Origin of the sequence: Mucilaginibacter sp. (assembly GCF_028288225.1) — a bacterium.
GTDB lineage: Bacteria > Bacteroidota > Bacteroidia > Sphingobacteriales > Sphingobacteriaceae > Mucilaginibacter.
Genome location: NZ_JAQBOC010000061.1, coordinates 27806 through 42872, shown reverse-complemented (window position 1 = coordinate 42872; position 15067 = coordinate 27806). Strand labels below are relative to the sequence as shown.

The following is a 15067-nucleotide window of genomic DNA, read 5'->3' as shown; positions in this document are numbered from 1 at the left end:
GTCGTACATCAACCGGAAAAAACCAATGGCCAGAGGCTCACCAAAGTGAACGGATGCAAAAAAATATTTTCGGACTGATGGCTTGTTCATGACAAGTTCGGTTAATTTGAGTTGTGAGAGGTATGTGGGCAGATCCGATACAACAATAGTTATAAATAGCTATTTATCGATAAGTTAAATAAGCGGTTTTTGATTCCATAAGGTTATTTGAGAATCGTTACATTCATTTATTATAATTTTAACGCGTTCGATAATTATAATTTTAGTACATTTGATAATTATAATTTTAACACAGTTGATAACTATAAAAATAACACGGATGTCTTCATGCTAAATCCGGCTTAAGAATTAATTAATCACAGATATGGCAACACCGGCAGAGAAATTGGCGGACGCTTTAGACACGTTGCACGCCTTGCAAAACAAGGGTATGATAGCGATTCATACCGACGATATCAGTACGGTTTACAGACAACGGTTAACAAAAAACGGTTTCCTCAAAGAAGTACTCAAGGGTTGGTATATACCATCACGTCCGGATGAATTACCCGGGGATAGTACATCATGGTACGCTAATTACTGGGATTTTTGCAGCGGGTATATTAGCGAAAAGTATGGCGATAGGTATACCGTTTCGGCTGATCAATCTTTACAGCTCCATTCCGGAAATCAAACAGTGCCCACTCAATTAGTGATCCGTGCACCTGAAGCATCCAACTTTAAAACAGACTTAGCTCACCACACCTCACTGTTCCATATGAGAGGTGAGCTGCCGGCAGACGACCTGAGAGAAAAGCAAAACGGTATTATGCTGTATACACTGCCAGCTGCGTTGGTGTTTTGTAGTCAATCCATATTTATCCAAAGCCCGACAGACGCACGGACTGCATTGGCTTTGATAGGTGACTCAGCCGAAGTTTTGACCATCCTGTTGAACGGCGGACACACCACTATTGCCGGCAGGTTATGCGGCGCTTTCCGGAATATAGGCCGTGAAAGGATCGCTAATGATATTTTAAAAGCCATGAAGGCTGCTGATTATGATATACGGGAAACAGACCCTTTCGAAACAAAAATAGAGGTTGGCCTATCTTTCAAAGAACGATCGCCTTATGCGAACAGGATAAGGTTAACGTGGAACACGATGCAAAAAGCGGTGATCGACGTATTTCCAAAGGCACCAGGTATACCTCAAGTTAAAGATGCCTATCTTAAAGCCGTCGAGGAGGTTTACGTAACCGATGCTTACCATTCCCTTTCCATCGAGCGATACCGGGTTACACCCGACCTGATCGAAAGGGTTCGAAGCGGACAATGGGACAGTGAAGGAAACAAGGATGACCGTCAACAGAAAGATGCGATGGCGGCACGCGGCTACTGGCAGGCGTTCCAGGTGGTAAAAGAAAGCATTAATAAAATATTGGATGGTGCAAATGCCGGTGTGATTGCCGATGAGGAGCATCAGGACTGGTACAGGGAACTATTTAGCCCTGGTGTAACTGCCGGTATACTAAAGGCTGGTGATCTTGCCGGGTACCGTACCCACCAGGTATACATTGGTGGCTCTAAGCACGTGCCACTAAATGTCGCTGCATTAAGAGATGCCATGCCACTGCTTTTTGAATTGCTTTCCAACGAACCCGACGCGTCTGTACGGGCTGTACTGGGACACTTCGTTTTTGTAAACATTCATCCTTACATGGACGGGAACGGCAGAATGGGCAGGTTTATGATGAATGTTATGTTATCTTCAGGCGGATACCCCTGGACTGTAATACCAGTGGAAAAACGAGCTGAATATATGAAATGCCTGGAAATTGCCAGTGTAACCGGTAATATTGCGCCGTTTGCTATATTTTTAGCTGACCTGGTAACACGGGGAATGGAAGGTAAACCGGCAGCAACCTTAGATAATATTAAATAACAGTAATTCCGAAGTCCCGATTTTACAAGCTTCACTTGCAAAATTGCGCTAACATTTTTGTTGTTGTATCCCTATTTTTCATACCGATCCACCTGCGTCAAAAAACCCGGATATCCTGCTGTTTATTTTTAAAACCCGGCCACCCCTGTTTTGCAGTACCAGCATGGTGTTATAAATTCCACCGGCATTATCCATATGCACGCTGACACCCGCACAATTGAAGGAACTTGTGGCACGGAACGAGATGGTCAAGCCTCTCTGAATTTCCAAATAATCTTATACTATTTTCTCTCCGTTTCCCCATAAGTCAGGAGTAGTGCATTCTTCAACTGCCTTTAATTGTAGTTTTATACAGGCTTGCTTAAACGCTTTTTTATAATTCAGGTCATTGTCATTAAAAAGGCAACGATAAAAAGCTTCCGAAAATATTATTGCAGCATCATCTCCTATCGGGCAGTTCATACCGACAACATATTTAACGTGTTTAGAAATTGCTGTTGCCTGTTCAACAGAATAACATGCATTTAAGAACACACAATCAATTCCATTATGAAATGTACCAAAATAGTTATCCAATATTCCTGTGGGTATCAACTCGGCATTATTGTCGCGATCACTTAATATGATGCCTTTTTTACCCGCATGGCCTGAAAAATGTATGATTGCCGGCTTTGATATATTTATGGCATCAACCATGGCATCAATTGTGGCAGCTAAAACCGGATCTTCAAAAAGGAATTTATCTCTGTCAATAGAAGAAACAAGGACATTTTTAATTGCGGCATATTCGAATGCAATTTGAAGATTATCCAGGTCTTTTGGTGAGGCGGCGATAAATAATATGGATTTATTTTCATTTGATGGATTTCCTCCGTCGACATTTTTCACGACCTGAATAAAAACCTTTTTCAGGTCGGCGTCGTTTAATTCATCTATCAGGAAAAATAGTGAACTCCGTAAATTTTCCGATTCAACGATATAAACGTCACGCGTAATTAATTTTGACTTATAATCTTTTTCAAGTGTTTTAGACTGAGCTTTTAATCCTATCATAAACTTATTTGATGGCAGAGCAGCATATACCCCAAAAATCGCTTCATGAATGGAAATATCTGTAAACTTGCTTAATAGTTCAGTTTTTAAATCTAACATTTCAATACTATTTTAAGGGTTATCGTAACCAAAGTTCTTTTTCTCGGCAGCACTTAAAGGTTGCCAGGGTTTTATACTTTTCTTTTTGTCGATATATTTAATTATATCATTCGGATCAATTGTATTGACAGATTTTATTACAGGGTCTTGAAAATTAACTAAAACTACGTAGCCTGGTTGAATATAAGCAATGGAGGGAGAGGCGCTTTTTAGTTCGCCATAATTGGCCGAACTGTTCCTGTATTTGGAGTGTATTTTCAGTGATTTATCAAATATATTTAAATATTGCCCGTCACGTACAAAAATAGTATCTCCCGATGAGGAAAATGAAGCATCCAAAACAGGATAGACCAAAGACACGCTTTTGGACCTGTCGCTATCTGATTTTAAAGACAAGATATGACCTAAATAAGAATAACTCAAGGTAAAGTGTTTAAAAAATTTGGTAATTCCTTTTTGATTAAGCTCATTTATTGAAGCATATGCATTACTATAATTCGTCATGTATGGTAATTGCGGCTTAACTTCGCTGATATTGCCATCGTAGCCTATCTTAGCATTAAAAATGGAATGCGGCATTGGGCGATAACTTTTATTATTAATGCTTTTGGCAATAAGACGGACTTGGAGAAATATATTGTCACCTTTAATAGAGTCTATATGAATTAAAGCATTTTTCAGATTTATATTGCCAGGCTTTAATTTGACTTTTTTAACTTCCTTATCTGTGCGTATAATTAGCGAATCATTTAGCAAAACTACTAATTCGGAAACACCGGCAAAAGCCGCATCCCGAATGTTTTTATAAACATCAAGGCTATTCCCTTTTTGATCGTACAGATATGCCGACATCGGAGAATTCTGACTAATATCCTTAGCGGATTTATAGAAAACCAATAATTGGTTTCGGCTATTACGCTTTAAAGAATAAGGATATAAATTATGAACAGAAATTCTCTTTCCTAAAAAGTCATAGGAATTAAAAAAGGTGGTAAATACATTTTTAACTATTAATTCCGATGCAGGATCAGCAGGCTTAATAATTTTATATAATTCTGATAAGAGTATTAGTTTTCTGACAGACCTAACGGTATCAGCTTTGTTATCTGTAGGGGGGCCGAAAAATGAAGTATGACTAAATAAGTAAATTTTCGCATAATCTATTTTATGCTGTCTTCTATTTATAAGGTGTAAGCCGATGAAAAAAGCCAGAATGATACACAAAGCAACGATACCTGAATTAATAATTTTCTGCTTTTTCAGGTTGTCTATGTTTTGCTTTTTAATGATAGCGTCACGGAAGGCTTCATTAATTATATAAAAGTCTTTATTTTTTTTATTTCCTCTTACCTTCTCTATAATATTCCATTTTTCAAACAGATCGATAGATGCTTTTAATTTATCAGACGCTTCAAGTATTTCAATGGACTCCGTTGATTCATTGAATGATTCAAATATGGTTTCTCCGGCTTCCATATATTCATTTGGCTTTGATTCAACTGATCTTTCCTGCTGTGAAACATCTTTAATTTTAAAAGCACTCAGGTTACCTTCTTTGTCGAGCAGTTTTGATAATAAAATATGCTTATAATCCCGTTTCGCTCTGTCATCAAGGTTCTTGATGTTGTTTGAATAATAATTATACAATTGAGACTCGAGATTCCCTAATACTTTTGATTTTGCGGCTTCCAAAATAGGCTTTACCAAACTATCATGGCTTATTTCAAAACTCTCGCCGCTTACGGTATTAATTTCCTTGCGGATTATTTTGCTATCAATTAATTTAGCCAAGAGTTTATCATTGATTCCAAGCGGGTAAATTGAAGTTTTATCCAGGCAAATGCGGCTGTTGGTTTTTATATCGATAAGTTTCTTCTCAATTAAAAAGCGTATAAATAATGACTGAACATCGCTGGCACTATCAGTATCGATATTTTTTATAATATTTTCATAATATTCCTTTATAATATCGCTGACCTGTTTGCTTAGCATATTTTTTGTGATAACGATCTTCCCCTCTGCCGGTTCAACTTCCATAGCCTTGTGCTCGATAAACTCGCAGATAATTTGAAGCTGGAATGTTTCGATGTAGCCCATTTGGGTTGCAGCATTGTCTTCAAACAAATATTTTTTAATTTCGTTTATTACTTCGGGAGCAATTTCAAACGGTGGCGACAAGAAATCTCCTTTGAGGCCGGCAGGCTTGGTTATTGCTTCATCAATTTTAGTTGAATCCAGGTGATCAAGCCTAAATCTGTTATTAAAAATGATAGGAATTACATCTCCCAGCTCATCTAATAAATATAACCTGTCCGACCTTATTCCTATTAAGAAACTGGAAAATAATTCACCTCTCAGAAAATCAATTTTATATTTATTCTCCGATATAAAGCTACTTTCTGATTTGATCTTTTCATTTAAAGTTTCCTGAAATTTATAGGGAATTCTGTTATAAATAACTTCCGAGAACTCTTTTGCAAACTGTTTGTATTGGTCTGCCGGGAAATTGAATAATTCTTCAAACTGGTCAATAATAAATATGATTCCCTCAAATCCCTTTTTATTGGCATCCCATTGCAAGGTTTTGAAGTATTGCCACAGACTGCTTTCATTATTCTCCGGCAATATTTCATTCAAATAGATCTTATCAGAATCCTGATTTTTTTTTAACTCAGTAATGATCTGGTTTTTTAATAAGAACTGTTCCGATTCATAGCTTTTGAATGGCTGCAACCTTATTTCAACAATTTTATATTGTTCAGCTTCAAAATATGGAATTAAACCCGCGTGAATTAAAGATGATTTTCCATTTCCGGATCTTCCGAAAAGTATACTGAGCCCTTTGGTTTTAATTAAGTTAATTAAGATTTCCCGCTCTTTTTCCCTGCCAAAAAAAAGGTCTTTATCCTTATCTGTAAAAGGTTTGGGGCCGGGATATCTATATTTACTCATGATTTGTCATAAGGTAAGTGATCTGAACCTATATATAATCTAAAATCCTGTCTCTTATTTGGGCAAATTCCACCTTATAATCGTCACGGTTTATTTTGTTACTTCTTTTAGAAACTTTTAAAATTTTAGTATCGGATCTTGTATTAGTCATAAATTTTACTGCTCCGTTATTCTTCTTATTTTCATAGATTGACTTAAGTTCATTTATCAAATTAAGTAATTCATCGTCATCACCTACATCAGAAATTCTGTCATAAAAATCATTCCGCTCTTCTTCAGACAAGCGATCGCTTAAAACTTCTTCCTCCTCATTATTAGATGGTTCATGACCCAAAGGCACTTTTGGCTCATTTATAACTCCGGGAATCTTTGATAGTTGATTGATGAAATCATAAGTATCCTTTATAAACTTTAACTTAAGGGGATAGCGTGTCAGCCAGCCCACATAGGTAAGGTTATCTAAATTTGTGTTATTCAGCGCTGTTAAAACCATGGGCCTGTCTTCTTTATTTTCCCTGCCTATTCTACAAAGTTTGGCAATAAAAATAGGCACATACCATTTTTTCAGATCAAACCCCAGTAAGATGAATATCCTGGCATCAGAAAGCCTTTTTACTATTTCCGGAGGATACACATTGTTTTCATTGCTTTCTCCAAGGGTTTTGAAGAAAAACTTATAAAAACGGTCATAGCTGTAAATAAGTGACTGTTTATGCTGATAATGGCCAAAAAGGTTGTAAATGAAAGGGGCATTTTTATATTCAGGATCATTTGAAAGTTTTTCAAATTCTACCTGTGTCTGATAAATTGAAAGATAGGTAAATTGATATTTCAAGTTCTCATTACGATCAAAAGCATTATTTAAAAAAATATCCTGTGAAAAATTTATGAACGCACTGAATTTTATTTTAGCGATCGTTGTATAGATATCCTCTTCTGATTCGTCATTACCGGCCTTTGGAAACTTATATATATTATCCGCAGAAAACCTTTCATACGACCGAAATATCATTTCTTCTATTTCTGTCTGATCGTAGGAATCCATCTTTTCAACGAGGTAAAGATTTTGAAACTCGTTATCGAGCATTAGAGACCCGTCCTCCTCACGCAGGAAGTTTTTGATATCTTCATAGATCGGCCTTTGCCCCTTATTAATACCAAACATCGGCCCCAATACCAATACACAGTTGCCTGTTTTAATATTCGAAGCGATATCGGATAAACTTCTGGCTCTTTCCTCAAAATATTCTATCTCATGGATATTGGTTTCCGGCATTCTTTACTGTTTAATTATAATTCTCTTAAGTCAAACCCTAAATCCGTCACTTCTGACGTCTCAAGTTCATCGGTTATATCCGCTCTTTTCCTAAATTGCGGTTTTCTTAAAAATGGTTTATAGATGCCCTTCACCTGGTAAAAGGGTGTTAAGTTATTGGCGCCAAAAATTTTGGTACTACTGCCTTTCTCACTTATCAGCGTCAGGTTTAATTTTGGATCTGCCAGTTTACCTTGAGCAATGCCAAGCTGCGCATTACAACCCAGTTCAATTTTATTATTGCTGCTGGTAGAGATTATTATCGTCGCATGATCGGTGACGACCACTTCGCTAATAACGACCCATTCCTTTGGCCACTCCCCGGACCTATATTTATTCAGAACAGTATTTTCAACTTCTGCCAGGTTTTCGATTACCTTTTTTTTGGCGCCTGTCATTTGAAACACAATACCATTGCTTTCAGTGAAATTGATGATCACCCGTCCGTTTACAGGTGTGCTCAATGACAGGTTTAATGCATCGCCGGTGGATACGCTTGTTTCTATGTTAACTGAATTTTTTGAAGAATAATCCACGTCCAATTCGGAATTGCCTTCTCTTAATGAGTATCCTATTTGTTGCTGTTCGAGCGTAGTATACAGCGTAAAAAGACCGTCTTCCAGTTTACCGATATCACCAATACGCAAAGGGTGGTCAGGCAGCCAGTTTGCCCGGTATCCTGTGTTTTTGAACATGTGTTCGAGATAATATTTTTGAGGCAGACTCATAATGATTTTTTTTCTAAGTATTTATTACCGGTATATCCTCAAAGTAAGGCGGGTTAACTTGTCCGATAACCATTGGTTGACTAAGCTTAAACTGCCCAAATACAGCTATTTGAAAGGTGCCTCCGGGTTGCAGGTTTGCAAAATAATAAAATCCATCATTGCCTGTTACTGAATAGGCTAAATCTATCCATTGTGTCCCGTTCCATACCATTAAATCAACTCTTACACCTGGCAGAGGAAAAAATCGCCCGTAATCAGGGTTGTAGCGCACTATTTGTCCTCTCAAATTAGTAGCAGCTACATTCTTACAAAAAGATAAAATGAATAGTACAACAATGAATATGGTTTTCATTTATTTATAGTATGAATGCTATACGATCAAAAAATACAGGTATTATAATAATTGTATGGGGGTGATTTTTGTATTTTAAAGTCAATTAATTTAGCTGCGAAAAATTAAAATTCACCATTAAATAACGGCTACTGGTTTTTTTTATAAATTATATACCCTGGAGAACAACATAGGCAGGACATCTAAACAGGGCAAAATGCCCGGGGCTGCTGGGGCTGAAGTTGCGGTCGGTTAACTTGGATCTTATTTTCATGAATAAAGGTTTAAATTATTAATTAATAGCATCTTTCGTATCAGGCAAGTAAATTTAGCGCATGTTTTGCATAAATTAGCCGTTTTAGATAACTGTATACCAAATTGTAAACTTTGTAAACCGTCATGGGCGCAGCCTTATGCCTTGGGGATACCTAACGAGGGTTGAACGCAGCTGAGCATTGATAATGCTGCTTTGCCAAATCAGTTGCCATAATAGTCCCCCGGGCATCTGACGTCATTGGTTTGCGTCAATAGTGAAATGATTTTTGAACCCGGAGATATTTAGTTGGCGAATCATCTCTTTGACTAATATTATATTTAACGAATAAGCATTCGCACTACGCAAATAATATTATTTTTACAATGATCATCAGCAAACTTGCAAAATTTTAACTCGTCGTTGATCATAGCAAATCAGGCCATCATCTATAAAATAAATCGGTGCCGTCCCTGATAACCGGCTATTTTAATAGCCTAAAATCCCGCTGCTGTATTGTTGGCCTGATAGTAAAATCCAAATCGATCTCCCGGATTCTAACGCTATTAATGCTATTGACAATGGCTTGATGTAAAAAGTTACAGCTCTGGCTGATAGAACAGAACCTGCCGGGCGCTATTAATACATCAATAGATTTTAGACAGGCTTCGCAAACTCATTTGCTTGCTGCCAATTACCAAGCGCTAACTAAATCAGTTGGCTCTTTTCATTTACTTACGTTATATTAGCTACTCAATGACAGACATCGAAAAGTTTAATCTACTGTGGCTATGCCATGCAATGACAGCACCGGCAAGGTGTGATGAGCGATATTACTATGATGGCAGCACTAAAAAGTTCTTTTACACTAAGCCATCACCATCGGATCCGGATGAAATGATGCTGCTGGATATGATCGGTTTGCGTATTGCAGGCAACGAATTTAAGACACTTTTAGTGCAGCTGGAACAGATTGATTCGGAGGCTTCCAGAATCGTTGAGCTACCCCGTTTGAATTTGGAAGACAAAGCAGCCATACAGCTTTTATTCTTATCCAAATTCCCAGGGGTCATTCATGAAGAAGATTTAAGGTTAGCTGCGGATCAACAGCAAGATGCTAATGGGTTTGTACTTGACGCGGTGATGGCCAAATACGATTTATTGGCACCAATGGCACCTTATTGGGAAGATTTTAAGCTCAAGACCATTCAATATTATTTAGAGCAGTTCACCGGTCTTATTGGTATCGCCTTGAGGATTACCCAATAGAACCGATGTGCACAGCTAAACATCAAGTATTTGCAGTACCCTGCTGACAATTTTATGTTCCATATAATTGCTGTTTGAACGCTTGTGTACCTACCATTCGCCATTTACCTTCGCACCGAAGACTATTCCCTGATCACAGATGAGACAACTTGTATACTTAAGCATGAGCCTTATGCTTTATTCCTGCTCATTATGTGTCCTGACATTTCGATAATGTCCACCCTCTATGTGAACGGCCATGCCCACCAGCATAATGCCCGCCATGGCTATAAGTATGGTGTGTGCCTGAATAACGAATATGTTGAGCAAAAGACAATGTTATAGCTAACAACAAGCTGATTTTTAGTTTCATATTAACACATAGGTAATTTAAGTAAATTGTCTTTGCCCGAGTACCATTAGCAATGGTCTTTATATAGGGATCACGCCGTATAGAACCGATGTGCACAACTAAACATCAAACATTTGCGGTAACCCTGCTTACAATTTCATGTTCAATATAATTATTATTTGAACGCTTGCGTAACTGCCATTCGCCATTTACGTTTGTTCCGGCTGGAATATTCGGTTTGTTGTTGATAACACCAACAAAGGCGGGAAATAAAATGATATTATAGGTTTAACTGCCTCGGCCATTTCCATGCATACCAAACAATGTTCGCGGTAATTATACTTTCAACAATTGCAAAGAACACAGCAAATGTTAGCCATTTATCCAATGAGTAGTTTGATGCGATCCACAACATTAATGCGGTGTATAATGTACCAAATATTATATTGAACAAACGGCTTAATTTAGGTCGTAATAATATTGACAAAGAAATCATCAATGCAGGTATTATCAATAGCAATGCCCCATAAAACAAGGTCATCGGTGTAGATAAAAAATTTTCTCCACTAATTATACGCTCAACCTTTTTTGGAACATATAATTCAAAATAGTCTTCATATATTTATCATTACATTACGGATGTCCATAATACTGCTAATTTAATTTTTACATTTATTTTCAGATCTTCTAACTTATTGGTATGGTTCATTTTATTGAATTTAAGATTTGATTAAATAGGATTTTCCGCTTAAGCGCACGGGAATGCAGCGCGATCATGCCGGTTGCCGCGACGCGGGCGTGGCGACTCCTTTGATAAGCAGCCAAAGCCCGAGCAGGAATTGGAACGCGAACATCGGTATCCATATCCACGTAGTGACCGGCCCCTTTAAGAACCCGGCGAGCTGCAGGGGCACGCACACCACGAGCAATGCCGACGCGACGACGCCGAACCCCGCGAGCGGGACCGGGACGATGCGGGAGCGCAGCATGAGATACGAGAAGATCATGCTCCCCAGGGCGAAAAATGGCGAACCGACCATCGCGGCCGGGATGGGCATCAATAAGAAGGTGCCGAGCGCGCCGTTGGCAGGGGCATGGCCGCCTGCCGCGAGCCACAGCAGTCCCAGTGTGGTGCGGATACCGATGGCAGCCAGCACGCTTTCGCAAACGCGGCATACCATACCCAGCATAGCAAGTTCCTGGCTCTCGTCGCGTGTGAGCCGGTACAGCGTGACGGCCAGCACGAGGGCCGAGAAACATTCGAGCAGCTCCAGTATAACGGTCATGCCCACGGCGGTCGCATGGCTGGCGATGTCGGCGAGAATGGCGTTAGTCCCTTCGGCGCCGGTTGCCCGGCTATACAAAGTAACACTGGTAAGGCCCACCGCGATGTAAAAAAGGATGGTGAAGCCGGCGACCTTCGCGTAAAACTGCCGGGAAGTTTCAGTAGTTGGTTTTTCCATGGTTAATATCGTTTAAAATGTCTCGGGATGGACCATTCGCGCAAAACGTTTTTGGCGGGAAGCGTTAATAATCAGATGAATTACAACGGGTTTTGTTACAATGATCACTTTGCCCGCCGGTGCGGGAGGGTATTTATCTCCCGGTGACACCGGATGGCCGCAGCCGCTTAAACAGCAGCCAAAAGCCCATTGTAAGCTCGAAAACAAAAATTGGCCCTCCGTAGATCTCCACAGGAACGGCCCTGGCAAGCCCGGGAAAAATGATGAACGAAAAGGCGAACGCGCCCATCAGGAAGGAAGCGAGCACTCCCCAGGCTGCCAATACCCGCGGGATGTAGCCCGACCGGAACCATAAATAGCAGAAGGTGGTGCTTCGAAGTCCCGCGAATACCAATGCGACGTTATACGTAGTATCGTGCGCGCTGACCGACAGCCTCGCCAAGGCCTGCAATTGGCTTACCTGGAATGCCTGCAAATAGTGCGCGCCGCCCAGGATCCGCAGTACGTCGAGGTCGTTCAGCGTAACGACGACCAGGATGGTGGTCTCGATCAGCCCCCAGGCTGCAGCCAGCAAGGCAAGCCGGCTATTGACCGGCTTTAGGACCACATACAGTGCGGTGATAAGGGCCACATCGACAGCGAAGACGATGAGATTGCTGGCGGTGCCAAGGCGAAAGAGCCTTTGGTGCCCCACAATGTTCAATGCGGTTTGCGCGGCATTGTCGAAGACGATTAGATTGGCGCGGACATAGAACTCGGCGAAGATGGCCGGGACCAGCGCGAAAAGGTAAGTGAAGCCAACAACTTTACCTGCTTTGGCTTGTGATTCGTCGATGACCATGTTATAGGAGGTTTAATTGACGTATTATAAAAATCTGCAAGGAATACAGAACGTTTATTGTCAGATGCCTTATAGCGGATTTTGTTACATTATTTCTTTTCTGCCCTTGTTGGTCAACAACAAGATTCTAATGCCCTCTACTACGTTTGTTCCAGCCGGAATATTCGGTTGATATTCTTTTGTCGGTGATAACAATGACCGGATGTGCACACTTGAGTGAAAGTACGGTCAGCGCCGGGGAACAACTGATCTACCGCGAACCGCAGGAGTGGCTCCTGCCTGCGCGGCAGTACCTGGGTAATTGCCTGTTAAAAATGAATCAAGCGACGGCTGGTCGCTGCTGGGTTTGTACAACAGCCTGAAAGCACAGCATAAAACAGCAGCAGCTGCAAAGTACAGGATGCGTTACCAGCAGGCATTTGCGGCCGGGGATGTTCGGCCTGTTGCATCGCTTTTTTAAAACCCGGTCAAAGGCTTCGGCCGGCTACAAACCGCCAGATCTGATTTATTTATTACGTCTTTATTAACCATGCTTCCACAGCCTTCACACCAGTGCCCGCCGCATTGGCGGCCGCTTTTAGTTTCACCGGGTTCTGTTAGCGAAAATTTTTGGATAGCAGGTAACCCCAATTTAAGCCAGGTGGCTGAGGTCAAGTCAAACGGTATTTATGGTGAATCAGCCTATCGCAATGGCAAACTGAATTCGGTAACCATTCACGAGCCTTGATCACGACACAGGGATTTGAGGGATGGAACGGCAATAGCTAGTTTACACCCTTACTTTGCGCCACGCATAGTCGTCAGGTTCTTGGTGTGCCGGCCTTCGTTGAATTCAGGAGGTACCGTTTCTTGGCCCCATATTTTATGCCCGGCTCTTTTTGGATGCTGTTGAAAGTGTAAGTTGCGGTCGCGAAAATGCCGGTCGATGGCGTTACGGCAGGCTTCTGCAGATTCGTAATCGCTGTTATGAATAACACCTTTGGCCAGGCCGCTGAAAACCGATTCGATCACGTTCAGGAACTGGGCGGAAACAGGCAAAGGCGCGAGTTCCACCAATGGTGTGTGGTACCGGGTGCGGTAGGCGTCACTATTGAGCTCAATGATCCTGTCATAGAGTTTTTTGGAAGCATGCCAGCTGGCGGCGTCCCAGGAAAAATACAGCTTATCGGTGTCCTGATATTCTACCAGTAATAATTCCAGTAGCTTGATCATTTCGTCGGTATTCTTTTTATACGAGTAAAAGTGGCTGACCTGGTTGCGGGAAAGCTCCAGCGCGGCGGTCACGACGATGCAACCTTTGCTCTTCTGTACCTGGGGCACGGTTTTCATTTGGCCGCTGGGTGTAAAACTACGGCCGACCTTCATTTTAATGGCGAAGGGGCCGTATTCATCTACGGAGAAGAACCGTTCACGTTCACCGAGGTTGGCCAGAATCTGCTTAATATGATCCAGCTTTGGCCTAAAATCCGGGTCAGGGCTGGTCAGCAGTTCGCGGGACCGGTAATAACCCAATCCCATTTTATGCAAATTTTCCTGGACGCAACTGCGGCTGATCGCCTGCCCGTAGAACTGCTCATAAATAATACAAAGGTCTTCTACCCGCCAGGAGGCACGGTTGAGCCCGTGTATCTGAGGTGCCTGGTGCAATAATTTGGTCAGGTTTTCCTGCTTGATCTTGACCTTTTCCAATAAGGCAGGACAGGTGGTATAAGGTTGTTTGTCCAGCTTGGGAATACCGCCGGTTTTGAAGTTATCGATCCACAGCAAAACCGTTTCCCGTGCTTTTTCAACCTGCAGCAGCATTTCTGCTAAAGGCCTGCCATGATAAGACCCTAAGATCACCGTCGCCTTTTTCCATTCCTCCCGGCTACCGGTATTTTTCCACTTGAGGAGCACAGCCTCATCGAAGGGATCGATCTGCCGTATCCGCCGGTTCCAATAAGGACAAACCTGATTTTCATTTCGCCAATTATTATAATGAAATTCGAACCAGAATAAGCCATAGCCTCCCGGATAAACCGTCCGGTAGTCTGCCCACAAATGAATGAGTTGTAAGCGCGGGGTCTTCGCACGTTCTATTAAAACGGGCAGAATCGCCGAGAGATCTTTAAATAACTGTGTTTGAGCGCGACGCTTCCTGGGCAGCCGAAAATTGAAGTCTTTTTCCTTACCGGGATATAGTTGGGCGATTTGCTTGAATTCGCGCACATACTTTCCCACCGTGCGCCGGTTTAACTTTAATTCTTTAGCTAAATTGGTGCGATGTATGCCGCCAGCCAGAAAATCCTCCCGGATACGATTGATCTTAGATACTGGTATCTTTTCCATGATGGAAGTTACCGGTATTTCGATTATTTATGACGACTAATCTGATTAGCGACCTTAGTGATCTTTTCAATTAATAAATAGCAATTTCATGACGGTTAGACGCCGAGGATACCCGGCGAATAGCGATTAACATTTTAAACCGGATGCGATTAATACGCCGCTCAAAGAATGAACCAGAAA

Annotated in this window: 14 protein-coding genes; 4 read left to right on the top strand and 10 right to left on the bottom strand. The window is 41.1% G+C overall.

Features of this window, described 5'->3' with window-relative positions:
- Positions 1-364 precede the first annotated feature (364 nt).
- Positions 365-1924: a Fic family protein gene (locus JWQ54_RS18675; protein ID WP_299587855.1), complete on the top strand. Its 1560-nt coding sequence runs from the start codon at positions 365-367 to the stop codon at positions 1922-1924.
- Positions 1925-2002: 78 nt separating this feature from the next.
- Here the strand turns inward: JWQ54_RS18675 and JWQ54_RS18670 are convergent, their stop codons facing one another.
- Genes JWQ54_RS18670 through JWQ54_RS18645 form a run of 6 tightly spaced genes read right to left on the bottom strand, consistent with a single transcriptional unit; the run spans position 2003 to position 8423 of the window.
- Positions 2003-2194: a hypothetical protein gene (locus JWQ54_RS18670; RefSeq protein WP_299587853.1), complete on the bottom strand. Its 192-nt coding sequence runs from the start codon at positions 2192-2194 to the stop codon at positions 2003-2005.
- 6 nt (positions 2195-2200) lie between these two features.
- Positions 2201-3076 carry a CHAT domain-containing protein gene (locus JWQ54_RS18665; RefSeq protein ID WP_299587851.1) on the bottom strand — a complete coding sequence of 292 codons (876 nt, stop codon included), beginning with the start codon at positions 3074-3076 and terminating at the stop codon, positions 2201-2203.
- A 12-nt stretch (positions 3077-3088) separates the two neighbouring features.
- On the bottom strand, positions 3089-6028 hold the full coding sequence (locus tag JWQ54_RS18660) for a hypothetical protein (RefSeq protein ID WP_299587849.1): 2940 nt from the start codon (positions 6026-6028) through the stop codon (positions 3089-3091).
- A 28-nt stretch (positions 6029-6056) separates the two neighbouring features.
- Positions 6057-7304, bottom strand: coding sequence for an SIR2 family protein (locus tag JWQ54_RS18655; RefSeq protein ID WP_299587847.1), 1248 nt, complete (start codon positions 7302-7304; stop codon positions 6057-6059).
- Between the two features lie 14 nt (positions 7305-7318).
- A complete protein-coding gene (locus tag JWQ54_RS18650; RefSeq protein ID WP_299587845.1) occupies positions 7319-8038 on the bottom strand; it encodes a hypothetical protein in 720 nt (239 codons plus the stop codon).
- 46 nt (positions 8039-8084) lie between these two features.
- Positions 8085-8423: a hypothetical protein gene (locus tag JWQ54_RS18645; protein WP_299587843.1), complete on the bottom strand. Its 339-nt coding sequence runs from the start codon at positions 8421-8423 to the stop codon at positions 8085-8087.
- Between the two features lie 988 nt (positions 8424-9411).
- Between JWQ54_RS18645 and JWQ54_RS18640 the strand changes: the two genes are divergently transcribed.
- A complete protein-coding gene (locus JWQ54_RS18640) occupies positions 9412-9924 on the top strand; it encodes a hypothetical protein (protein WP_299587841.1) in 513 nt (170 codons plus the stop codon).
- A 611-nt stretch (positions 9925-10535) separates the two neighbouring features.
- Here the strand turns inward: JWQ54_RS18640 and JWQ54_RS29210 are convergent.
- The 3 genes from JWQ54_RS29210 to JWQ54_RS18630 all read right to left on the bottom strand — a co-directional run bounded on the left by JWQ54_RS29210 (position 10536) and on the right by JWQ54_RS18630 (position 12559).
- Positions 10536-10877 (bottom strand): DUF6326 family protein, encoded by a 342-nt coding sequence (locus JWQ54_RS29210; RefSeq protein ID WP_367187112.1) that lies wholly within the window; start codon positions 10875-10877, stop codon positions 10536-10538.
- A gap of 151 nt (positions 10878-11028) precedes the next feature.
- A complete protein-coding gene (locus tag JWQ54_RS18635; RefSeq protein WP_299587838.1) occupies positions 11029-11718 on the bottom strand; it encodes a DUF4386 domain-containing protein in 690 nt (229 codons plus the stop codon).
- A 133-nt stretch (positions 11719-11851) separates the two neighbouring features.
- Positions 11852-12559: a DUF4386 domain-containing protein gene (locus tag JWQ54_RS18630; RefSeq protein ID WP_299587836.1), complete on the bottom strand. Its 708-nt coding sequence runs from the start codon at positions 12557-12559 to the stop codon at positions 11852-11854.
- Between the two features lie 301 nt (positions 12560-12860).
- Between JWQ54_RS18630 and JWQ54_RS18625 the strand changes: the two genes are divergently transcribed.
- Positions 12861-13019 carry a hypothetical protein gene (locus tag JWQ54_RS18625; RefSeq protein WP_299587834.1) on the top strand — a complete coding sequence of 53 codons (159 nt, stop codon included), beginning with the start codon at positions 12861-12863 and terminating at the stop codon, positions 13017-13019.
- 69 nt (positions 13020-13088) lie between these two features.
- Complete coding sequence (locus JWQ54_RS18620) at positions 13089-13286, top strand: hypothetical protein (RefSeq protein ID WP_299587831.1); 198 nt, start codon at positions 13089-13091, stop codon at positions 13284-13286.
- Positions 13287-13336: 50 nt separating this feature from the next.
- Here the strand turns inward: JWQ54_RS18620 and JWQ54_RS18615 are convergent, their stop codons facing one another.
- Positions 13337-14887 (bottom strand): IS630 family transposase, encoded by a 1551-nt coding sequence (locus tag JWQ54_RS18615; RefSeq protein WP_299587829.1) that lies wholly within the window; start codon positions 14885-14887, stop codon positions 13337-13339.
- Positions 14888-15067 lie beyond the last annotated feature (180 nt).

Coding starts and splice junctions, on each gene's coding strand:
- JWQ54_RS18675 (WP_299587855.1), top strand. CDS start 365: ATGGCAACACCGGCAGAGAAATTGGCGGACGCTTTAGACACGTTGCAC.
- JWQ54_RS18665 (WP_299587851.1), bottom strand. CDS start 3,076: ATGTTAGATTTAAAAACTGAACTATTAAGCAAGTTTACAGATATTTCC.
- JWQ54_RS18660 (WP_299587849.1), bottom strand. CDS start 6,028: ATGAGTAAATATAGATATCCCGGCCCCAAACCTTTTACAGATAAGGAT.
- JWQ54_RS18655 (WP_299587847.1), bottom strand. CDS start 7,304: ATGCCGGAAACCAATATCCATGAGATAGAATATTTTGAGGAAAGAGCC.
- JWQ54_RS18650 (WP_299587845.1), bottom strand. CDS start 8,038: ATGTTCAAAAACACAGGATACCGGGCAAACTGGCTGCCTGACCACCCT.
- JWQ54_RS18645 (WP_299587843.1), bottom strand. CDS start 8,423: ATGAAAACCATATTCATTGTTGTACTATTCATTTTATCTTTTTGTAAG.
- JWQ54_RS18640 (WP_299587841.1), top strand. CDS start 9,412: ATGACAGACATCGAAAAGTTTAATCTACTGTGGCTATGCCATGCAATG.
- JWQ54_RS18635 (WP_299587838.1), bottom strand. CDS start 11,718: ATGGAAAAACCAACTACTGAAACTTCCCGGCAGTTTTACGCGAAGGTC.
- JWQ54_RS18630 (WP_299587836.1), bottom strand. CDS start 12,559: ATGGTCATCGACGAATCACAAGCCAAAGCAGGTAAAGTTGTTGGCTTC.
- JWQ54_RS18620 (WP_299587831.1), top strand. CDS start 13,089: ATGCTTCCACAGCCTTCACACCAGTGCCCGCCGCATTGGCGGCCGCTT.
- JWQ54_RS18615 (WP_299587829.1), bottom strand. CDS start 14,887: ATGGAAAAGATACCAGTATCTAAGATCAATCGTATCCGGGAGGATTTT.